The sequence below is a fragment of the Exiguobacterium sp. s78 genome (assembly GCF_018618985.1).
Classification (GTDB): domain Bacteria; phylum Bacillota; class Bacilli; order Exiguobacteriales; family Exiguobacteriaceae; genus Exiguobacterium_A; species Exiguobacterium_A abrahamii.
This window is the reverse complement of the sequence record NZ_JACSNB010000001.1, coordinates 1,391,431-1,409,663: the sequence shown is the minus strand read 5'-3', so window position 1 is coordinate 1,409,663 and position 18,233 is coordinate 1,391,431. Positions and strand designations below refer to the sequence as shown.

General features: G+C 47.9%; 28 protein-coding genes. 16 read left to right on the top strand and 12 right to left on the bottom strand.

Features of this window, described 5'->3' with window-relative positions; all coding sequences use genetic code 11:
- The first annotated feature begins 44 nt into the window (after nt 1-44).
- Complete coding sequence (locus KNQ18_RS07325; protein ID WP_149427280.1) at nt 45-1,034, top strand: DUF2268 domain-containing putative Zn-dependent protease; 990 nt, start codon at nt 45-47, stop codon at nt 1,032-1,034.
- Nucleotides 1,035-1,183: 149 nt separating this feature from the next.
- Here KNQ18_RS07325 and KNQ18_RS07320 read toward each other — a convergent pair whose 3' ends face one another.
- The 4 genes from KNQ18_RS07320 to KNQ18_RS07305 form a co-directional block, all read right to left on the bottom strand.
- Entirely contained in the window at nt 1,184-1,960 is a 777-nt protein-coding gene (locus KNQ18_RS07320; RefSeq protein ID WP_149427281.1) for a hypothetical protein, read from the bottom strand.
- Between the two features lie 85 nt (nt 1,961-2,045).
- Complete coding sequence (locus KNQ18_RS07315) at nt 2,046-2,468, bottom strand: MarR family winged helix-turn-helix transcriptional regulator (protein WP_023468160.1); 423 nt, start codon at nt 2,466-2,468, stop codon at nt 2,046-2,048.
- 19 nt (nt 2,469-2,487) lie between these two features.
- Nucleotides 2,488-2,907: a MarR family winged helix-turn-helix transcriptional regulator gene (locus KNQ18_RS07310; protein WP_215084292.1), complete on the bottom strand. Its 420-nt coding sequence runs from the start codon at nt 2,905-2,907 to the stop codon at nt 2,488-2,490.
- A gap of 153 nt (nt 2,908-3,060) precedes the next feature.
- Nucleotides 3,061-3,591, bottom strand: coding sequence for a hypothetical protein (locus tag KNQ18_RS07305; RefSeq protein WP_064299935.1), 531 nt, complete (start codon nt 3,589-3,591; stop codon nt 3,061-3,063).
- 199 nt (nt 3,592-3,790) lie between these two features.
- Here KNQ18_RS07305 and arr point away from each other — a divergent pair, with 199 nt between their 5' ends.
- The 3 genes from arr (at nt 3,791) to KNQ18_RS07290 (ending at nt 5,010) form a co-directional block, all read left to right on the top strand.
- A complete protein-coding gene (arr, locus tag KNQ18_RS07300; protein ID WP_064299934.1) occupies nt 3,791-4,192 on the top strand; it encodes an NAD(+)--rifampin ADP-ribosyltransferase in 402 nt (133 codons plus the stop codon).
- Between the two features lie 21 nt (nt 4,193-4,213).
- A complete protein-coding gene (locus tag KNQ18_RS07295; protein ID WP_149427283.1) occupies nt 4,214-4,729 on the top strand; it encodes a hypothetical protein in 516 nt (171 codons plus the stop codon).
- Between the two features lie 104 nt (nt 4,730-4,833).
- Complete coding sequence (locus tag KNQ18_RS07290) at nt 4,834-5,010, top strand: hypothetical protein (RefSeq protein ID WP_156501836.1); 177 nt, start codon at nt 4,834-4,836, stop codon at nt 5,008-5,010.
- A 17-nt stretch (nt 5,011-5,027) separates the two neighbouring features.
- On the opposite strand, the gene KNQ18_RS07285 is transcribed toward KNQ18_RS07290, so the two are convergent.
- Nucleotides 5,028-5,459 carry an Rrf2 family transcriptional regulator gene (locus KNQ18_RS07285; RefSeq protein ID WP_058265849.1) on the bottom strand — a complete coding sequence of 144 codons (432 nt, stop codon included), beginning with the start codon at nt 5,457-5,459 and terminating at the stop codon, nt 5,028-5,030.
- A gap of 163 nt (nt 5,460-5,622) precedes the next feature.
- Here KNQ18_RS07285 and KNQ18_RS07280 point away from each other — a divergent pair, with 163 nt between their 5' ends.
- Together KNQ18_RS07280 and KNQ18_RS07275 are read left to right on the top strand one after the other, a co-directional pair.
- Complete coding sequence (locus KNQ18_RS07280; protein WP_058704052.1) at nt 5,623-6,258, top strand: NAD(P)-dependent oxidoreductase; 636 nt, start codon at nt 5,623-5,625, stop codon at nt 6,256-6,258.
- A 128-nt stretch (nt 6,259-6,386) separates the two neighbouring features.
- Nucleotides 6,387-6,569 (top strand): hypothetical protein, encoded by a 183-nt coding sequence (locus tag KNQ18_RS07275; protein ID WP_029341587.1) that lies wholly within the window; start codon nt 6,387-6,389, stop codon nt 6,567-6,569.
- Nucleotides 6,570-6,625: 56 nt separating this feature from the next.
- On the opposite strand, the gene KNQ18_RS07270 is transcribed toward KNQ18_RS07275, so the two are convergent.
- The 4 genes from KNQ18_RS07270 to KNQ18_RS07255 all read right to left on the bottom strand — a co-directional run bounded on the left by KNQ18_RS07270 (nt 6,626) and on the right by KNQ18_RS07255 (nt 8,730).
- A complete protein-coding gene (locus KNQ18_RS07270; RefSeq protein WP_149427284.1) occupies nt 6,626-6,907 on the bottom strand; it encodes a hypothetical protein in 282 nt (93 codons plus the stop codon).
- Nucleotides 6,908-6,996: 89 nt separating this feature from the next.
- The gene (locus tag KNQ18_RS07265) at nt 6,997-7,392 is read right to left on the bottom strand and encodes a hypothetical protein (RefSeq protein WP_149427285.1); all 396 of its coding nucleotides are present in this window, start codon (nt 7,390-7,392) and stop codon (nt 6,997-6,999) included.
- On the bottom strand, nt 7,358-8,161 hold the full coding sequence (locus KNQ18_RS07260) for a hypothetical protein (RefSeq protein ID WP_149427286.1): 804 nt from the start codon (nt 8,159-8,161) through the stop codon (nt 7,358-7,360). Before KNQ18_RS07260 ends, KNQ18_RS07265 begins: the two co-directional genes overlap by 35 nt.
- Before the next feature lie 26 nt (nt 8,162-8,187).
- Nucleotides 8,188-8,730, bottom strand: a complete 543-nt coding sequence (locus tag KNQ18_RS07255) for a GNAT family N-acetyltransferase (protein WP_064300890.1) — start codon at nt 8,728-8,730, stop codon at nt 8,188-8,190.
- Nucleotides 8,731-8,945: 215 nt separating this feature from the next.
- On the opposite strand from KNQ18_RS07255, the gene KNQ18_RS07250 reads away from it, so the two are divergent.
- From KNQ18_RS07250 to KNQ18_RS07240, 3 genes are read left to right on the top strand one after another with little or no spacing between them, the layout of a single operon-like run.
- Nucleotides 8,946-9,575: a DedA family protein gene (locus tag KNQ18_RS07250; RefSeq protein WP_149427287.1), complete on the top strand. Its 630-nt coding sequence runs from the start codon at nt 8,946-8,948 to the stop codon at nt 9,573-9,575.
- A gap of 54 nt (nt 9,576-9,629) precedes the next feature.
- Nucleotides 9,630-10,757, top strand: coding sequence for an MGDG synthase family glycosyltransferase (locus tag KNQ18_RS07245; RefSeq protein ID WP_215084290.1), 1,128 nt, complete (start codon nt 9,630-9,632; stop codon nt 10,755-10,757).
- A 17-nt stretch (nt 10,758-10,774) separates the two neighbouring features.
- Nucleotides 10,775-11,461 (top strand): polysaccharide deacetylase family protein, encoded by a 687-nt coding sequence (locus KNQ18_RS07240; RefSeq protein WP_149427288.1) that lies wholly within the window; start codon nt 10,775-10,777, stop codon nt 11,459-11,461.
- A gap of 46 nt (nt 11,462-11,507) precedes the next feature.
- On the opposite strand, the gene KNQ18_RS07235 is transcribed toward KNQ18_RS07240, so the two are convergent.
- Complete coding sequence (locus KNQ18_RS07235) at nt 11,508-11,756, bottom strand: hypothetical protein (protein ID WP_149427289.1); 249 nt, start codon at nt 11,754-11,756, stop codon at nt 11,508-11,510.
- Nucleotides 11,757-11,838: 82 nt separating this feature from the next.
- On the bottom strand, nt 11,839-12,948 hold the full coding sequence (locus tag KNQ18_RS07230; protein WP_215084288.1) for a GGDEF domain-containing protein: 1,110 nt from the start codon (nt 12,946-12,948) through the stop codon (nt 11,839-11,841).
- 155 nt (nt 12,949-13,103) lie between these two features.
- Here KNQ18_RS07230 and KNQ18_RS07225 point away from each other — a divergent pair, with 155 nt between their 5' ends.
- Complete coding sequence (locus tag KNQ18_RS07225) at nt 13,104-13,637, top strand: DUF402 domain-containing protein (protein ID WP_050677833.1); 534 nt, start codon at nt 13,104-13,106, stop codon at nt 13,635-13,637.
- Entirely contained in the window at nt 13,634-14,119 is a 486-nt protein-coding gene (locus KNQ18_RS07220) for an NUDIX hydrolase (protein ID WP_214723071.1), read from the top strand. The genes KNQ18_RS07225 and KNQ18_RS07220 overlap by 4 nt, the downstream gene beginning before the upstream one ends.
- A gap of 36 nt (nt 14,120-14,155) precedes the next feature.
- On the opposite strand, the gene KNQ18_RS07215 is transcribed toward KNQ18_RS07220, so the two are convergent.
- A complete protein-coding gene (locus KNQ18_RS07215) occupies nt 14,156-14,653 on the bottom strand; it encodes a DinB family protein (protein WP_167507561.1) in 498 nt (165 codons plus the stop codon).
- Between the two features lie 90 nt (nt 14,654-14,743).
- Here KNQ18_RS07215 and KNQ18_RS07210 point away from each other — a divergent pair, with 90 nt between their 5' ends.
- From KNQ18_RS07210 to KNQ18_RS07190, 5 genes are all read left to right on the top strand, one after another.
- Entirely contained in the window at nt 14,744-15,499 is a 756-nt protein-coding gene (locus tag KNQ18_RS07210; RefSeq protein ID WP_149427293.1) for a helix-turn-helix domain-containing protein, read from the top strand.
- Nucleotides 15,499-16,134, top strand: coding sequence for a M15 family metallopeptidase (locus KNQ18_RS07205; protein WP_149427294.1), 636 nt, complete (start codon nt 15,499-15,501; stop codon nt 16,132-16,134). Before KNQ18_RS07210 ends, KNQ18_RS07205 begins: the two co-directional genes overlap by 1 nt.
- On the top strand, nt 16,104-16,376 hold the full coding sequence (locus KNQ18_RS07200; RefSeq protein ID WP_149427295.1) for a phage holin: 273 nt from the start codon (nt 16,104-16,106) through the stop codon (nt 16,374-16,376). Before KNQ18_RS07205 ends, KNQ18_RS07200 begins: the two co-directional genes overlap by 31 nt.
- 134 nt (nt 16,377-16,510) lie before the next feature.
- Nucleotides 16,511-17,647 carry a GGDEF domain-containing protein gene (locus KNQ18_RS07195; protein WP_215084286.1) on the top strand — a complete coding sequence of 379 codons (1,137 nt, stop codon included), beginning with the start codon at nt 16,511-16,513 and terminating at the stop codon, nt 17,645-17,647.
- Nucleotides 17,648-17,671: 24 nt separating this feature from the next.
- Entirely contained in the window at nt 17,672-18,208 is a 537-nt protein-coding gene (locus KNQ18_RS07190) for an Imm64 family immunity protein (protein WP_215084284.1), read from the top strand.
- Nucleotides 18,209-18,233: the final 25 nt, after the last annotated feature.

Below are 18,233 nucleotides of genomic sequence, written 5' to 3'. Positions count from 1 at the left end.
GACAGTATAAAATATTGAGACATGAATCTGAGGGAGGGGTTATATTGAAAAAGGGATGGCTCGTATTACTGTGTTTGGTCTTGGTTACCTTATCGGGGTGTACCGTTTGGGAAAGGACAGAAAACTTTTTTTCACCGAACGACGAAACGATTAAAAACAAGACGATCAAGATTGGTCAAGAGGATCAGGTCAAGATCGTTCCGCTCTATACGCAATACAATCAGTACTTAGAAGAAGCGATGCAGACAGGAAACTCAGACGACAACACGAACAGTTACCTAAATCATGTCTTAGGTTACATCGATGAAATCGGTGAGCAACAAGATCTCGATCTAACATATATGAAAAGTTACTTTATGCTACAAGCAACTGAGTATAAAGAACAATTGGTGAGTCGGACGAAAGAGCTGATGAAACAAGATACAGAGATCAAAAAAATCATTGAAAAAAGTTACACTGCTTCACATCGGGCATTACCAAAACAAACGAATACGATATTCATCGTGCCTGTTAACACGGAATTCATGGAGCGTATAGATGTCATGGGAGGGGTCGCAGGATTGGCAACTAGAGATTGCTTCATGCTATTCCTTACCGCTGACTACGATAAGAAAATGTTGGAATATGCAGTAGCCCATGAATATCACCACACTGCTTTATATGATCGGATGAAGCTAGATACTTCCTTAGGAGAGGAAGCTAGTCCACTGATCCATTCACTCCTCCTTGAAGGGAAAGCGGATCAGTTCGCGAAACGCGTCGTTAAAGGTGTGACACCAGCTTGGGTCGAGCCATTAGAAGAAGAGACAAAACAGCGTGTTTTACGTTTAATGAAAAATGGTGAGTTAACGCAAGAAGATATCATGGACGGCAATAAGGATCAGGATGTTCCTATGTGGAGTATGTACCGATTAGGTAAAGATATCATGGACGCCTATCTTGAAAAACATCCTTCAGAATCGATAGCAGATTGGACGACTAAAGACGCGGAAACGATTTTAAAGGATTACAAGTATAAAAATGATCTACTTTGATTCAAAAAATAGACCCGTCAGCATAAAGAAGCTGATGGGCATATTTTTATACTTTTGAAATTTTTCGAAATTAAGTCGAACGCTTTTGAACGATTGATGAACAGAAATAAAACGGCTGATGAACAGAAATAAAACGGCGAACGTGTTTTTTAGGAAATATCAGTTCGGGCGAGTGAACGGATAGCGTTTGACATGGCAGGGGAGACAGGATGAATCTGTTCGATGTAATCGAGGATCACTAGTGCAGCCGTTTTATTATGTGAATAGCCTGGCATCATCTCTGAGAATCGGTTGACCATTTCTGGGAAACGTTGCTCAATCCGACGTTCCGGAGCAAACGGATCAACAGATGTCGCTTCCTCTTTTTCAAATGAGGACAGAACGTGTAACAATTGACCAACGGCAAATTGTTGAATCAAACGGAAGGCTGATAATGTTTCGCCACGTGCTTCGCGACAGAGCCCGACATATAGATTCGTCAGTGCTTCATGGATGGCGTAATCGACGGATGGATGTTCGCTCGAACTGTTACGTGGTTGTGGGACTAAGCGTTCAAACGCGTCGAAGGAAGGATCGCACCACACGATACGACCAGCGGAAAATGCAATTTCAGAAAGTTCATCTAGTTCGAAGATGGCGAATTCGGCATAGATACCGTCGTCAAACATGACTTTATGTCCATCCTGCGTATTTTGAAATTGAAAGTGTAAAGGGTATGTGTTTTCTAACCAGTCGAGTTGCTCGATGAATCGAGCCTTTTTACCGGGCTTTGCGATGATGAAAAAGTCTAAGTCCGAATAGTCATCGAGTCGTTCAAGTTCTTGACCGACAGAACCGAGTCCGAGCAGGACAAGCGCATCATCTGTTTGTGCAACCGTTTGCCCAATTGCGTCTAATCGTTCCAATAATACGTCTCTATGTGTCATCTCTGTTGCTCCCTCTTTATGGTGTTTATATGTAAGAATTGCGGACACCTCATTAGGGAAGCGTCCGCGAGTGTCGGTAGGGCGATCAAAAATGATCGCTTTGCATCTTATGGAGCAATTGATCGAACGTCTCGTGGTCCTTTGATGTAAAGGCACGGAAATAGCGATCATCAATCTCTTCGATCTCTGGAGCTGAGGTCTGAATCAGCGCTGCACCATCTTCCGTCAAGAGAATCCGTTTTTCCCGGTTGATTCGTTTTCGGATGACGAGGTGTTCTGCGAGCAACTTCTTGACCGTTTGCGAAATGGCACCGCTTGAGAGTTCGAGCGTGCGTTCAAGTGATTTTTGTGTCGCACTCTCTTGATGATATAGGGTCATCAATAAATCGAATTGGGATTTTGAGAGCCCTTTTGGTTTCAGTACATCGTTGACTTCTTTCGAATAACGAGAATGGATTCGCTGAATGGCGTTCCAGTGTTGCATTGAAGATTCGAATGTGAAGGTCATGATTTTTCCTCCTCTTCTGTCATGCAGGATTGAGCTTATCGAAGAAACGGATTAATTCTTCCTGTTGTCGAGTAGTCAAAGCGGCGAATTGTTCTTGTTGAAAACGTTCGTAGGCGGGCAACACTTCTTGCAGAATGGCTGTTCCTTTTTCCGTCAATAGCAGATAGTTCGTCTTCCATTTGCGCTTGCGGGTGATGAGTTGCCGATCAAATAAACGTTTGATTCCGTGTGAAATCGTGCCATCGGTCACTTGGATCCGTTCCGCGATTTCCTTCTGGCTCGTGCATGAGGTCGTTTGTAGGCAACGCAATACTTCAAGATTCGTATGGGAGAGATCCCATTGTTTCAAGAAAGCATTGACGCGCTTGATTTGTTGATTATGATACGTCGAAATCGTATGCCAGCATGTCATGGGATATGTCTCTGTTATTGTTGTCATGGGGAACCTCTTAAATGTAGAATGTACTGCTGATGAATTACTTTTACCATACCATATTAAAAATATGTAGTGCTACTAGTTTGAACGCAAACCCATCACTTCCCATCATTGCCTAGGAACTGTATAAAAAAGACCTGAACAAGTCAGGTCGGTTCAGGAAGGAATCCCATTCGAAAGCGTGAGATAGGAATCCGTTAACTGGAATCCATATTTCGTAAAACATTGATCTGAGACGCGTCCTTGTAAGGTGATCGTCGCATAATCACCACGAATCGCGTAATGAGTGTACTTTTTTTCAATATCATGAATCAACGACTCAAGTAACAGACCACGCTCGCCGAGCCCTTCTTCACGAACGTTGATCTCAAGTAAACAGAATGTACCGTATTCGGTGAGGGACGTGCGCTCCGTTCGTTCATGAAGCACGGTTAAGAACGAACGTTTTGAGATGAGAGATCGACTATTAGGTGGTTCAAGAATCGTAACGTAATAACTGAGCGCTGGGGGGCGCATGTTGCGCGTGACTTCGACGACTTGCCGCTGATTGTTGTACGCGAGACCAACAAATTGTTCTTGTGGATGATGCGGCACGGTCAGTCCTTCTTGCTCACAAACGGTTTGCCACTCGGCTTCTGGAATCCAGACAGCCTCTTCGGTTTTCGCTAAAGCTTTAAAGAACTTCACGTTGAACGGATGACCTCCTATAGGGTATGTAAAATGACTATTCCCATCATGCCTGATGGCTAGACAAAAAACGAGTTACAATCTGACGACAAATGCTCTTCCTTTGCTATAAGTATACCGTGAAATTTCGTTTTGAAACAGACTACACCTGAATCAATCGACTGTCTATACTAAATGTATCTAGTCAGGAGGCGAGCGTATGAAACCAGTCGAAGGTCCGTTTTTCCATGGCACGAAAGCCACGTTGCGAATCGGTGACGAATTGAAACCAGGGCACGCGTCGAATTTTCGTGAACGACCGCTCCAGCACGTCTATTTCACAGCAACACTTGATGCAGCGAAGTGGGGCGCGGAGCTCGCACAATCTGACGCTCCGGAGCATATCTACCTCGTCGAGCCACTCGGAGCGTATGAGGATGATCCGAACTTGACGAACAAACGGTTCCCAGGCAATCCGACTCGGTCGTATCGGTCGACAGAACCCGTGAAGATCATTGCTGAACTCGGAACGTGGGAGCGGCATACAGATGAAGAGATTGAGACGATGAAAGCATCCTTGCAGCGGTTACGCGCAGAAGGGAAGGATATGATCATTGACTAAAAGAGCGGGGGGGAGAAAAGCTTGCCTGTACATGATTTTAAATCGATCCAACCGACGAATGTGAACGTCATTGATCAATTATTAGTCAATCACTTGCACGCCATCCGCCTGAATCAACAGGACGAGCGATGGATCACGATCCTTGGAGATCCGTTCGTTCCACCCATTGAAACGATCGTTGGCGTCTATTGTGTCTACCGGAAATCAATTCTTGATCTGTTGCAAGGTAGGATTGCCTCTATCGAATCGTATGACTTTCAGAAGGCATCTGCGAATGACAAACTCATGACAGCAGAAAGCGTCGAAGGAGTGCTTGATATGGCGACATTCGTCGTCATTGCTTCAGAAGACGACACCTATATGTCTCACTACTTCATCGGTGGTGATGCAAAGAAACTCAATTCGATCTTAAACGTATGCTTTGGTCATCCGAATGCGTTGGACGAACAAGCATCAAAACATTCTATCAAACGCTTCGAGCAGGATGTTTTGATCGTTGAAAAGATGGGATTCATGAAATTGCTTCGAAATGAATAGAGAAACGAATTGAATGTAAGATAAGCACTACCACGTATTTTTTTGTCAGAATGTACTGCAAGGTGAAGATGGAATGGTACAATATGTAAAAAGGGGGCGTTTATATGTCTCGCTTCAAACAAGAAAAGAAACAACCACTCGATCATCTCCGCGATGGTGTCGATCAAGGTCTCGGTAGTGCCGTACCACGTGGGCAAAACGACGGGATGCGTGGTCTGGAGATGCTCGCAGTGCTTGTCGTCCTCGGTGGAGGATATCTACTATATCAATGGTTTTTCTAAAGCAAGAAGCATCGCCCTTACGAGGACGATGCTTCTTTTTGTTCGATTTCACTGACGATATCATCTAATGTGACGTGAGCGAGTACCTTCTCAAGCGCGGATTGCGCAAGCTCAAAGATGGGTGTGACTGTCGATTGGATGTTTCGTCCGACTGGGCAGTCTGGGTTCGGTGCGGCATGGACGCCGAACAATTCCTTGTCCGGTACGACAGCAACGGCGTGATAGACGTCAAGCAGCGTAATCTTAGACAACGGGCGGGCGAGTCGCGCACCGGCGACACCCGGACGGACCTCGATCAAATCAGCTTTCTTCAACATGCTCATGATTTTACGGATGACGACCGGATTCGTATTGACGCTGCCAGCAATCAAGTCGGATGTCATCTTCTCGTCGGTCGCGATCAACGAGAGAATATGGATGCCGACGGAAAAACGTGTACTGATGGCCAACGGATGACCCTCCTTCTTAAAAACATTGTTCTCTCATTATACGTCGTATTGTTCATTTGGCAAGAAACGGGGAATAGGAACAACACTGTTGACAAACAAAGTAATTGTAACTATATTAGTTACATGTAATCGAAATAGTTACATATCAAAAGGAGGAATCATCATGAATATCGGAATCATCGGCGCAACAGGAAAAGCAGGGCAATTGATTTTACAAGAAGCAATCACACGTGGTCATGACGTCACGGCAATCGTCCGTAACGCGGCAAAAGTGACGGCAAACGTCACGATTCTCGAGCGTGATGTACTCGCACTGACGAAAGATGACTTAAACGGGTTTGACGCCATCGTCAATGCGTTTAACTCAGCACCGGGTGAGGAGACGAAACATATCGAAGTCGGGCGTCATTTAATCAACGTGTTAGCAGGAAGCAAGACACGACTTTTCGTCGTCGGTGGGGCGGGAAGCCTATTCGTCGATGCCGAGCATACAGTACGTGTCATGGAAACACCGGATTTCCCGGAAGCGTATTATCCGACAGCCTCGAACATGGGAAAAAACTTGATCGAACTGCAAGGGCAGCAAGACGTGACATGGACGTATCTCAGCCCCGCTGGATTCTTTGATCCGAGCGGTCAACGTACAGGAGCGTATACAGTCGGCGGTGAGCAGATGATTTTAAACGCAAAAGGGGAAAGCTACATCAGTTACGCGGATTACGCCATCGCGGTAGTCGATGAGCTAGAAAACGCGCAACATCTCAACGAACGATTCTCGGTCGTTGGCGAACAAGGGTGATGGTGTCAGACCGACTTACGTAGTCGGTCTTTTTTAATGGGCGGAGTGAGAGATACAGCGGAGGACGGATGGCATAGTAGCATGGTTTGTTTAATATGAGAATAGAAACGACTAAAGGAGCTCAAATCATGATGCGACGATGCTTTAGTATCATCAGTCTATTAGCTGTCTTGATCGTCTGTACGACATCAACACAACCGTCCCGGTTCGAACGTTCGGAACCGGTCGCGACGATCGAGGATCATTACGAGGGACAAATCAATTGGCCGAGTGAAAGCGATCCATTGCTGGAGCTTCATGCCAAACCGTGATCTACATATTGCCGATCAAAGCCCGTCTCCTTCAAGAAGACGGGCTTTTAGTGACGTTAAATGACAGTCATTGCGTTCAAGAAGACGAACAAGAACGTAATGCCGCTCGTCAAAATCAAAAAGGGGAGGACGATCAGTAATTCAAGATGCGGACGAACACCGTGGTAGAACAGAAAGAACAGTGTCAAACAGGCGGTCGTGATCGTCAACGCAAGTGAGGCGATCAATTCATGAAGGGGTTCAACGAACGGAATGAGGGACGCTCCAGTGATCGTGTCAAAAGCGAAACCGAAGGACAAAAAAATGAGTAAGTACAAAAGTGATTTTTGACGAAACATGCGGCATGTCTCCTTTACTGAACGATACATTCAGTATAATGCCCAGCTTGTCATTCTTATCTAACAAAAATGTAAGAATGTGGCTGATTTCAAACAACTGAATCGTTTTTGTATAGTAATGTCAAACGTGTCAACAAAAAATAGAGGAAGGCGGCGCTACTCGCAATCGCCTGAAAATAGAGCGGTTGAAACAGACCATTGAAGACGATTAATAAGATGCCACCAATAAGGAAGGCGATGCCTTGATTCAGAAAGAGATGTGATGTAAAGGAAAGTGGACGCGTTCGGAAGCCGAAGTAACGAATCGCGTCAGTCAGGATGCCGCCGACCGTGATGACAATCATAAACGACAGCAATGTCTCGAAAACACCTGAATAATACCCAGCGTCCGTCTCGGCCATAAGGCGTGGTGACGACGGGAGATGTTGATACAGCATCAAAAAAATCCAGTTAGTCATCAGTAGTCGAAATGACAGACGGATCATGGTGTTCCTCCTTCCCGGTTTTCATGACGATGAATAGACGGGTGACCATCACATATAAAAAGGCAGCGACTACGTTTCCGATGAAAAATAAAGCAGGAAGTGAAGTGAACAAAATGAACGCGCCAGCAAACACGAAGACCGTGCCTTGATGAACGAGGAGATGCGTCGTCCACGGAAGCGAACGCTTCGTGAAACGGACAGCTAACAGCATATCAGCAATCGCAATGCTGCTGAAGAACAGTAGCATGACAGCGTCTAACTGTTCATTGACCAACTGCTCCGTATAAGACAGAAACGGAATCATCATCGTCATCGATCCAAACAAATGGAGAAACAAAAAGAAGCTGAGGACGGTCCGACCAAGCCACCCGAACAGATAGGGGAGAAATGACGGATACTTCCGTGCCGACTCGGAGACAAGAAGATACACTAATGCTACTCCAGAACAGAACAAGACAAAATAGAACGAAAATGGATTGGGTTGCACAAGTAGATAGAGGACGATACTTGCGAACAACGCGACGACCTGATTGAGGATGATCCGTTGTGCGAATGAGATAGTCGAACGGAATAACAGGCGCGGCAGCCCTTCTGTCAAGAGTGCGCCGATTAGGATGACTGGACCGGCAAACAGTAGACCAATCAGGAAGAAGTCGGTGAAGGACGTGCCGTAGATTGCTGGATCCCCCATCTCATGCCCAGCAATCAGTGCGTACAAGAAAGCGAACAATATCGCGGAAATGAAACTGTTCTTTACGATTGATGCCATAGAAATAAGTCCTTTCCGTTTGTTGCTCAAAATAGTTTGTACCAATACAGCGTCAGATCGATGTCTGGATTGGCGGATTGTTTTAGGCTATCGACACCACCGAGCACGAAGCCTTCTCGCGCGTAAAACCGGCAAGCTATCAGATTATCGTCCTGTGCTTCAAGGGACAGACCGATCAACTCACGTTGCTGTGCCCACTTCGTCGCAGCGGCGAGCAGTTGGTGTCCGACGCCTAGTTTACGAAACGATTGTTTGACGGCGATGTTCTCGATGTAGGCGAAACGGTTCCAGTCACGTACGAGACGAATCTGACCGATACAAGAAGTGCCGGAGAAGGCGAGTAGGACGATACGATCTTTATGATCAATATAAGTAGACCAATCGAGACGGTCGTCCGGGAAATGGGTCTCGGTAACTGTTTCATAAAGTTCTTCCGTGTAGGACCAGGTGGTACCGGAAAACTGCGGAACGATGTGTCCGATGATTGGAAACGGATCGTTGGCATCATTGACGAGTGGAATACTCTCGATCGAGAGAGGGCGAATTTTCAATTGTTCAGTCTCTTTCATCGTCATCCTCCTTCTATCTTTAAAGATATAGTTCACTCTCTTCATCATCTCCTAAATGCTGAGAACTGTCACGAGGAGAGGTACGAGAACAGGTCAATTTTTAGCTGAAAACGGGTTTTAATTTTTCTAAAAAAGGAATTGCATGAACAGGAACGAATACATAGTCAGAAGACGATGAAACAGTACAGAGAGACAGCAGTAGAGGACGTGACAACATGAACATGGATACGGTCAACCAGTATCTCGATGCCTATGGATATGGCGTTATTTTCATTTTTTTATTTTTTGGCATCGTCGGGATCCCGGCACCGGAAGAATCACTACTCGTCCTGATTGGTATCTTAAGTGGTCAGAACGAAGAACGTTTGATTTATTCAATCTTGACGGCATTCGCCGGAACGTACGTCGGCATGTTGACGGCATATGGCGCGGGGCGCTTCTTTGGACCGACCGTCTTACGATACGGTCGGTTCATCGGATTGACGAGGGAGCGCTGGGAGCGGGTGTCAAACGGCTACATGGGACGCATCAATCGGACGATCATCGCCGGTCTTTATATTCCGGGCGTGCGACAAATCAATCCGTATTTTGCGGGGATGAAGCGGATTCCGTTCGGTCGTTATTTCTGGGTGTCGGCACTTGGTTCCGCGCTATGGGTCGTTCCTTTCGTCTTACTCGGTCACTTTGCCGGAAAGACGTTCCATATCAAGCCGGAAGTCGTACCGTATTTCGGACTTGCCTTACTCGTATTGTTCCTGCTCGGTGTACTCGTCAAATGGCTCAAGCGTAAACGGCTTGAAAAACGCGTCGTTTCAGGGAAAAACCAAGCGGGAAAAGAAGACTAAGCGATACTTCTTTTTAAAGGATTTTTGCGGATAGTTTGAAGGAGTGGACATACGATGCAAAAAATAGTGATCTTTCCTTTTTTAAGGATGCGATCCGGTCATCATCTCGTCGCGGAAGCCATCGCCGAACGATTGCAGGGACCAGATGTTGAAGTCAAGGAAGTAGAGTTACTCAGTACGATCAGCCCGTTCGCGGAATGGGTGACATCGAAGTTTTATCTGAACTGGATCCGACATTTCTCAAACGGTTATAGTCGTTTTTACCATCGGCATATTGCCGGGCGTTCAAGTAACGCGCGCTCAAGGGGATGGACGTCGCATTATTTCCAACAGCAGATGTTACGAATCATCCGAACGGAACAACCGGATGTCATCATCTGTACGCATGCATTTCCGTCCTATCTCTTGAATCAATTGAAGGAACGAAACCTTTGTGATGTACCCGTCATCAATGCCTATACCGATCTATTCGTCAGTCGCGTCTGGGGAAAGAAGCATATCGAGTATCATCTGTTGCCGAATCGTGAGGCGAGGCGGGAATTGCACGCGCACCATGCTGTACCAAAAGAGCGGTTGTTCGTAACAGGAATCCCTGTCCATCCAGCAATTTCTGGTGGTTACATCATTCGTTCGACGCAGTCCCGCAAACAAATTCTTGTTGCTGGCGGAAACGGTGGACTCGGTCAACTCGAGACGTTGCTGACGCAAATCGAACAGTGTGCGGAAGCAGATTTTCATGTCTTGTGCGGGAACAATCAGACGCTCTATAAACGACTAGCCACGCGACGTCATCCACATATCCATCCACTCGCCTATATCGATTCAAGGGATGAGATGAATCAACTGTATGAACGGATGGATGCGATCGTCACGAAGCCGGGTGGCGTGACGGTTAGCGAAGCGTTCGAAAAACGTATACCGCTGTTCATTCAACACGTCCTACCGGGGCAAGAAGAAATCAATCGCACGTATTTGATGGAGAAAGGGCTTGCGTTCTCCTTTAATCAAACGGATACACTCGCGGACGTCATCCGTCGGACGCTTGAGAATCCGGACGTCATGCACGCTTGGCAACAAGCGGTCACACAGTATCAAAATGATCGCGTCATGGCCGATCAGCGATTTTTCGCTGAACGGATTGCGGGTTGCCTGCAAGATCGTCGTCAAAAAGTAAATGGATAATAAGGGAGTTAGTTTACATGCGTTCACGTCTTGTCACAGCGGGAGTTCTCGCGACACTCGCCTATACGGTCGTTCCGTATATGGCGTCACGCGTCTTTGGATGGCGCGTGACGAAATCACTGGACTCACGATCCGTCGCCTTGACGTTCGATGATGGTCCAGATCCTGTCTATACGGCAGAACTTCTTGATCTCTTACAACAAGAAGGCATTCATGCGACGTTTTTCGTCGTGGGTCATAAAGCAGAAGAACATCCGGACCTCATTCGCCGGATGCACGAAGAAGGGCATCAAGTCGGTATCCACAATTATATCCATCGTCCGAACTGGTCGATGCGACCGTCGACCGTCCGGACAGGCATCGAGCGGACGGCTACAATCATTGAACGGATCACGGGCGAACGTCCGACGGTCTATCGTCCACCGTGGGGTGCGCTTAATGCTGGAGATGTCCTTTGTCCTCCTTCTTACAACATGATTCTCTGGTCGAAGATGGCGGAGGACTGGAAGCTAGAGGGCGGGAAGGCGAAAATCAAACGGCTACTATCGCATGTGTCAGAAGGAGACATCATCTTGCTCCACGATAACGGGGATACGTTCGGTGCAGATCCACAAGCACCCGTGCAGACGATCGCGGCGCTGAAAGAACTCTTGCCGGAGTGGAAAGCACGTGGCTTACAGTTTCGTCGAATCGATCAAGCGTAAAGAAAGAGGACTTACCGGTTTCATGGTAGGTCCTCTTTTGCATGGATTAAGCATTGCGTGACATGTCGTCCTCGTCTGCTTGACTATGATGGAGGATCAAGCGTCGTACGACGAACGAGCGTAAGAATAAGATGAAGGTGATGAGCGGAAGTAGTAACCACCACGATTGCGTTAAAAATAAGTCATCAAACGTCGTGATCATGACGAAATGACGCCCGATGTACAGCCACATGAAAAAGGAACTGACGAACAGAATCGCTTCTGATGTCGTCATGAACTCAAAATCGGATTTCATTGCTTCACTCCTTATGGATGGATGATCTGTTTTTGCATTACCCAGCGCAATCTACTAAATAATCGAATGCGTATGATAAAGGTTAAGAACGGACCGGTTCGCGGTCTTGTGTTGTCATGGCTGCTTCGACATCGACCTCGTACAGAATGACGCGGTTCCGTCCTTGTTCCTTGGCGGCATATAACGCTTCGTCGGCAAGGATATTCATCCGCTGGGCAGCAACGTGTTTCCCATGGGCGATGCCGACGGACGCTGTGATCGAGATGGAGGGAAAGCCGTCGAGCTGAAAGCGCGTGTTCGCGATCCGCTCCCGGATTCGGTTGGCGACCTTCGCAACTTTCGAAGGCGTCAAATCATAGACGAGGACCATGAATTCCTCTCCCCCGATGCGCGCCGTGATATCGTGCGGACGCGTTTCTTCCTGTAAGATCCGTGCGAACTGTTGTAAGACGAGATCCCCGTTCGCATGCCCATACGTATCGTTGACATGCTTGAAGTGGTCGATGTCGAGTGCGAGCACATTGTAGACACGTCCTTCTGCTTCGAGCAACGCCGTCCGTTCGTCCCAAACACGGCGATTGTACAGACCCGTCAAATGATCGAGTTCCGCTGATTGTTTATAGCGTTGCACCTGTTCGTTAAGCAACTGAAAATCAATCGTCAACAGGCTCGATAAGAGTCCGACCGCGAGTCCGATCGTCCATGTCGAAGCGAGCAAACGAAGAGCGGCATCACTAAAGCCGAGATTAATCGAGACAGCAATCGAGATCATGAACAAGGCCCAAACGTTCATGATGAGATTTTGCAAGAATGGTCGTTGGAGCAGCCGTTTGTGGATGAAGTACATCCCGGAGCTGATGCCAAGGACAGCGAGAAAGGCGACGACTGCTTGGGGTGTCCAACCGAAATAGAACCGGGAACAACCGATGATTAGCGTCGCGATGATCAGTGGCGAGCGGACGCCATAAAAGGCGAGCAGAACGAGTGGCAAATGTCGCAAATCCATTCGTAACGACTCGTTGACGGCGATCCCCTTAAACATCAATAGCACCCCGAGCAGCCCGATCGCGAGACCGACGATGAGGGATTTCAAGCTACTTGACGCGAGACGTTGACTATAAATGATTTTGGCGATCAAATAAAAGCCGGTGAAGGCGATGCAAGCATTCAATAACAACTCGGCAATGAACATCGGTTCCACATCCTTGAGTATGATACCTTCACGATAGCAGTTTGATAAAGGATGTCAACGAGAGACTCTCAAAATTTTAGTAAATCAGGTAAAGACTTGCTTCGATATGATCATTTGGTAAAATAAGAGAGCTTTAGGGAAAGGGAGGGATGAGGTTGGAACCGAAACATCTAACGATTGAAGCGCGGAAGTTTGACGGACGTCCGCACTACTCGTGGGACGGAGACGTTCTTGTTCAGACGGAAGCGTATCTGCTCGTCGCGAATACGCCAGGACGGACACTTTTACATCATCGTCGCGAAGCCGTTTATACATATGACAATTATAGTCTGGAATTCTATCCGCTTGATGCTGATTTTACGGTCGGTCTCGATATAGAGCGGACGGGAGAAGTGACGTACTACTGTAACATTTGCTTACCGCCGGTACTTCAAGGAAATACCTTATCGTTCATTGATCTGGATCTCGATCTCGTCCATCGAGAGGGAGTGTGGACGGTCGTCGACGAGGACGAATTTTTAGAGAACCAACAATTGTACGACTATCCGACTGATGTGATTAAACGAGCTCGTGCATCGTTACTGAACCTACAACAGCGAATCGCGCAGCAGCAGTTTCCGTTTGACGGCTTTTTGGATCCATTCATCCCGACCGTCCTGCAGATGAAGAGAAGGGGGAATGACACATGAAGACGATTCGTTGTCACCGGGCATTCGGTGTCTATGGATTATTGTTGAAGGATGATGCCTTACTCGTCATCGACAAGAATGGTGGACCGTATATCAATCGCTATGATTTACCAGGGGGGAGCCTTGAAGAAGGGGAGACGCTCGCTACGGCGATGCGCCGGGAATTCACGGAAGAGACAGGGCTCGAGGTGGCACTCGAACGGCAGATCGGCGTCGCGGACTTCAAGCTTCCGTGGGATTGGCGCGAGTTCGACGAAGTCCATCACATCGCTGTTTTTTATCTCGTCCGACAGACGGGGGGAACGCTTAGTATCCCTGAACAATTTGTCGGACAAGACTCGCTCGGTGCGCGCTGGGTCAAGGCGAGTGACGTCTCGATTGATAACGCGTCACCGCTCGTACTCGAAGCGTTTCGCTGGATCGAGGAACAGCAACTCGATCTCGAGGCACGACACTTTTCGAGTTGGGACGTCTTGAAATGAACAGGAGCGCTCTTCGTTAACGGAGAGCGCTTTTTCTTATGGGAGATTCGCTAATGCGGCATCAAGCCGTCGTTTTTGATGGCGATGGTGCGCGAGATGATACATGACGAGAGCATACCACTCGGCGGCATTCAACCAGCCCATCCCACCGTGTTGCGTCTTTTGGTCAGCGGGTGCCGACTCTGCGATGGAAGCAAGTGCAGTGTGACGATCGGTCAACTCAAGCCAACGCGTCCGTAATCGGTCGACGTGAGCCGTCTCGTCCGGTGGTGCGTTCATCGCATCCGGTAACCGGATCGGTGTCGCCGGAAACGCACCGGCAGCAAACAGTACCTCGCCAAAAGGTGACTTCCCGGACGTGGTCATGGGTGCGAACTGGCACGACTCGACCTCATCCAAATACTCATGACTGACGACGATCAGATGATCGTACATCTGACTGATCGACCATGTGTCATGATCCAGATGATGAATCAAGGAATCCGGTTGATAGTGATCAAGCTCCTGTAGATAATAGGTGAATAGTTCGTTCATCCTGTCACTCCTCTCAAAAAACATCTCCCTATTCTTTTCGAACAATCCTCGACTTCTTCCTGTCATATTTCCTAGAAAGGAGGAATCACCATGCAAGTTCCATATCTCCCGGTTCCCCATACGCTCTTACGGAGCGGGACGGCATTTGCGTCCGTCCATGAAAAGATGATCTATCTGATCCTTGAAAGCTTCAGTGGTCAGGATGGTCAAGCATTCCCGTCCTATCAAACGATCGCCGACGCTGTTCCGTGCAGTAAATCGACGGTCAAGTCGTGTATCCAGTCCTTGTTCGCAAGCGGTCGGATCGAGAAAGTCGAACGGTTCACGAAACACGGGGGACAGACCTCGAATGCTTACCGTGTCCTGCCCCGTGCCGACATACCGTCCCCGGCGAGTCACGAGACGACTGCCCCCGAGGTTTCTGCTGACTCCGAAGAAGAAGTCTTGAAGAAAACGACTTTAAAAAAGGAACTGGTGCAGCAGTACGAAACGAATCTAGGTAAAGCGACACCACGAATCGAGCAGGAATTGCTACAGCTGGCAACAGACCATCCGATCGAGCGCATCCAGTATGCGATCGAAGAGGCAGCGCGGGCGAACAGTCGTCATTTTGGTTACATCGAGCAAGTCGTCAAACGCCTTGCGACCGGATCTGCGGCAGTACGTCCGAAACAAGGAACCAAACGTTCAAGAAGAGAAACTTCATTATTTCAATTACCGAATTGGATGGAACGAGAAAAAGCAGCGCAACGAGCATATGAAGCACACCATAAAGAGAAACAGACCATACCTGACGACGCCGAAATTGCAGAATTATTACAAGCACTGACAAGGGAGGGAGCTTGATGCAACTAGAAGAATTACTCCGACGTGCCAATCAAAAACTATCCGATCCTGGCATGCATCCGTCTGTCATCCGGATCGCGCGTGACGTGATACGAGAGCTTTATCCGCATGGAATCAAGCTCGGTGTAGCGCAAAGCTTTCGGAGCATCGCGGAACAGAACGTATTGTATGCAAAAGGACGGACGACACCAGGACCCATCGTGACGCAAGCCCGCGGTGGACAATCAAACCATAATTTCGGTGTCGCAATCGACGTCTTTCTCTATCAGGATGGGGCATTATTCCTTTCTCCGCCAGACGCGCGACTCCGGCGAATCGTTGCAGCGATGAAACGACGCGGAATGGACTGGGGAGGTGATTGGTCTCGTTTTCCCGACTACCCACATTTTGAACTGTACGATCATGTCAGTCTTGCCCGCCATCATGTGCCAAAACCGGGACACTATCTACGGGAACGAATCCAAGCACCGGAACTCGTCCGAGCAATCGAAAAACGCTTGGGTCTTGTGGTGACAGGAATCTTTGATTCCCGATTGACGCACGCCGTTCGAACGTTCCAACAGACATGTCGTCTAGTCGCTGACGGAATCGTTGGTCCGCAAACATGGCGTCGTCTTTTTCCGGTGTCGCCATGATTCGTCTTCAGGCGTGGATCCGCCTCTTGATTCCGCTCTATGTTTTTCTTGAGTTACTCTTACCGACGCTCGGTTTTACAGCATTGCCAGTGTCGTCAAGTGACGTCGAACGGTTCGTGACGGGTCTGATCGGACTGGTTGGTCTCCTCGTCGCGTGGTGGAAGAACAATGACGTGACAGAACGGGCACTGAGACGAAGGCAGTCACAGGAACAGCTGGAAAACACATCCCTGACCGATTAAAAAGCCTGGAAGCGTTTGGAATGTGTCGGCAACGGGCATTATTTCATACAAACGACTAACAGTTTGATTTCAAGACACCGATAGAAGGGATAGACTTTAGTCAATTAGAAAGAGAAAGAAAGGTCGGTCTTTTTGTGAAATGGTCAACGTTGCAGCGCTATTTGTTTTTGGCACTCTGTGCGCTTTTATTTACAAGCGTTTGGAGCTATCAAGCTTTCCTGAAAATCGAACGAGAGAATGCACGCATCTTAAACGAGGCGATTCCGATCTCGACGGAAGCAGCGGAGTTGTTTCCGGCGATACTAAATCTTGAACTGGTCGTTCGCAGTTACATCCTCTCACCGAACGAGGCGGATCTAGCGCAGTATGATCGGACGATTGATCGGCTAGATCAAACGGTCGAACGACTCAATCAACTCGATGAGAATCATCCGATCATGCGAAAGCTCGTCCGAACGGAAGCGATTCCCCGGATCGAGACAGCCATCCGATTTTATGATGCCCAACTGGCACTCGTTCGAAACGGGGATCAAGCAGCCGCTGAGGCAAAGCGTTATCAAGGGATGCAGTTCATCGAGACGTTTCGCCCGATTGATGCCCGTCTACGGACGGACGTCAACCGAATCATCGCCGAAGCAACGAATCGTTCCGAGCAAGCATCGAGTGCTGCGAAATGGGTCATCGTCGTTGTCGCAAGCATTGCCGTTCTTGTCTTGATTGCCTTCATCCAGACGTTTCGGATGGAACGCAGTAAACGAGCCTTGATTCATCGGTCGCTTCACGACGCCTTGACCGGTATTCCGAATCGGCGGGCGTTCGATGAACGATTGGAACATCTCCTCGAAGAAGCCAAACAACAGCAGACACCACTCTCCCTGATTTTGATCGATGTCGATGCCTTTAAATCGTATAATGATACGTATGGTCATTTAAAAGGGGATGAATGTTTAAAGGAAGTCGCCCGCGTCTTGAAGCGTCAAGCACGGCATGGACAAGTCGCTCGGTATGGAGGAGAGGAGTTCACGGTCTTGTTGTCGCGTGGAGCAGAAGAAACCCGGCACATTGCAGAACGAATCCGTCAGGACATTCTCGATTTGAATATCGTACATGAACGGTATGAACCACTTTGCCGGGTCAGTGTCAGTCTTGGCTTGACGTCGCTCGTACCCGGAGCAGAGACGACGGAAAAAGAGGTGATCGATCAAGCCGATCAAGCGTTGTATCGGGCGAAAGAGAATGGTCGGAACCAAATCGGTGACATGGCAGGGTAATGCATAATCAGATGGGAATGAAGAATGGTGATACAGGTAGGATTTGTTTTTGAAAAAACGGAAGACATGGAAAACGCTGCTCGAACGGTCTTGGATGCATTTCATTCAGACATACGAGTTCTCGGATACAGTTACGCGACGGATATTGATGGATCACATTGGGGCGAGGAAAAAGGTCTTCCGAAAGACTGGCGTCCATTGCTGAGTCATCATTACGGGAATGCCTCGCTCGTCTTCTCAGCGTATCATGGTTTAACGACAATACCTGTTCGAATGACGATTGAAAAAGAGCCTGACTGCTTTGGTTTTCGATTCGGTTTTCAAGAAGAGAATTTAACTGCGTGGTCACTCGATCAGCAGGAGACGATTTTCATGGAGGATATGCAGAGGATTGCCGATCGATCGAATGCTTTATATGCCTTTTGTGATTTTGATGCGGAAATCGAGCATCCGATAACAGAACGGGAACACATCAATCGAGAATATGCCATCATCTACTGGTCCAAGGAGCAGATTTTTTTAAAGAACGGTTGGAAAATCGATGGTTTTACAGACCGATGAACACAAAAATACCCCACGTGAGAAC

What these genes read in the sequence shown, in the direction of transcription:
- KNQ18_RS07245 (WP_215084290.1), top strand. Translation starts at nt 9,630, where the DNA reads ATGCAAAAAATAGTGATCTTTCCTTTTTTAAGGATGCGATCCGGTCAT.
- KNQ18_RS07220 (WP_214723071.1), top strand. Translation starts at nt 13,634, where the DNA reads ATGAAGACGATTCGTTGTCACCGGGCATTCGGTGTCTATGGATTATTG.
- KNQ18_RS07275 (WP_029341587.1), top strand. Translation starts at nt 6,387, where the DNA reads ATGATGCGACGATGCTTTAGTATCATCAGTCTATTAGCTGTCTTGATC.
- KNQ18_RS07280 (WP_058704052.1), top strand. Translation starts at nt 5,623, where the DNA reads ATGAATATCGGAATCATCGGCGCAACAGGAAAAGCAGGGCAATTGATT.
- KNQ18_RS07215 (WP_167507561.1), bottom strand. Translation starts at nt 14,653, where the DNA reads ATGAACGAACTATTCACCTATTATCTACAGGAGCTTGATCACTATCAA.
- KNQ18_RS07240 (WP_149427288.1), top strand. Translation starts at nt 10,775, where the DNA reads ATGCGTTCACGTCTTGTCACAGCGGGAGTTCTCGCGACACTCGCCTAT.
- KNQ18_RS07210 (WP_149427293.1), top strand. Translation starts at nt 14,744, where the DNA reads ATGCAAGTTCCATATCTCCCGGTTCCCCATACGCTCTTACGGAGCGGG.
- KNQ18_RS07320 (WP_149427281.1), bottom strand. Translation starts at nt 1,960, where the DNA reads ATGACACATAGAGACGTATTATTGGAACGATTAGACGCAATTGGGCAA.
- KNQ18_RS07270 (WP_149427284.1), bottom strand. Translation starts at nt 6,907, where the DNA reads ATGTTTCGTCAAAAATCACTTTTGTACTTACTCATTTTTTTGTCCTTC.
- KNQ18_RS07315 (WP_023468160.1), bottom strand. Translation starts at nt 2,468, where the DNA reads ATGACCTTCACATTCGAATCTTCAATGCAACACTGGAACGCCATTCAG.
- KNQ18_RS07200 (WP_149427295.1), top strand. Translation starts at nt 16,104, where the DNA reads ATGGCGTCGTCTTTTTCCGGTGTCGCCATGATTCGTCTTCAGGCGTGG.
- KNQ18_RS07310 (WP_215084292.1), bottom strand. Translation starts at nt 2,907, where the DNA reads ATGACAACAATAACAGAGACATATCCCATGACATGCTGGCATACGATT.
- KNQ18_RS07230 (WP_215084288.1), bottom strand. Translation starts at nt 12,948, where the DNA reads ATGTTCATTGCCGAGTTGTTATTGAATGCTTGCATCGCCTTCACCGGC.
- KNQ18_RS07190 (WP_215084284.1), top strand. Translation starts at nt 17,672, where the DNA reads ATGGTGATACAGGTAGGATTTGTTTTTGAAAAAACGGAAGACATGGAA.
- KNQ18_RS07205 (WP_149427294.1), top strand. Translation starts at nt 15,499, where the DNA reads ATGCAACTAGAAGAATTACTCCGACGTGCCAATCAAAAACTATCCGAT.
- KNQ18_RS07290 (WP_156501836.1), top strand. Translation starts at nt 4,834, where the DNA reads ATGTCTCGCTTCAAACAAGAAAAGAAACAACCACTCGATCATCTCCGC.
- arr (WP_064299934.1), top strand. Translation starts at nt 3,791, where the DNA reads ATGAAACCAGTCGAAGGTCCGTTTTTCCATGGCACGAAAGCCACGTTG.
- KNQ18_RS07260 (WP_149427286.1), bottom strand. Translation starts at nt 8,161, where the DNA reads ATGGCATCAATCGTAAAGAACAGTTTCATTTCCGCGATATTGTTCGCT.
- KNQ18_RS07255 (WP_064300890.1), bottom strand. Translation starts at nt 8,730, where the DNA reads ATGAAAGAGACTGAACAATTGAAAATTCGCCCTCTCTCGATCGAGAGT.
- KNQ18_RS07265 (WP_149427285.1), bottom strand. Translation starts at nt 7,392, where the DNA reads ATGATCCGTCTGTCATTTCGACTACTGATGACTAACTGGATTTTTTTG.
- KNQ18_RS07250 (WP_149427287.1), top strand. Translation starts at nt 8,946, where the DNA reads ATGAACATGGATACGGTCAACCAGTATCTCGATGCCTATGGATATGGC.
- KNQ18_RS07235 (WP_149427289.1), bottom strand. Translation starts at nt 11,756, where the DNA reads ATGAAATCCGATTTTGAGTTCATGACGACATCAGAAGCGATTCTGTTC.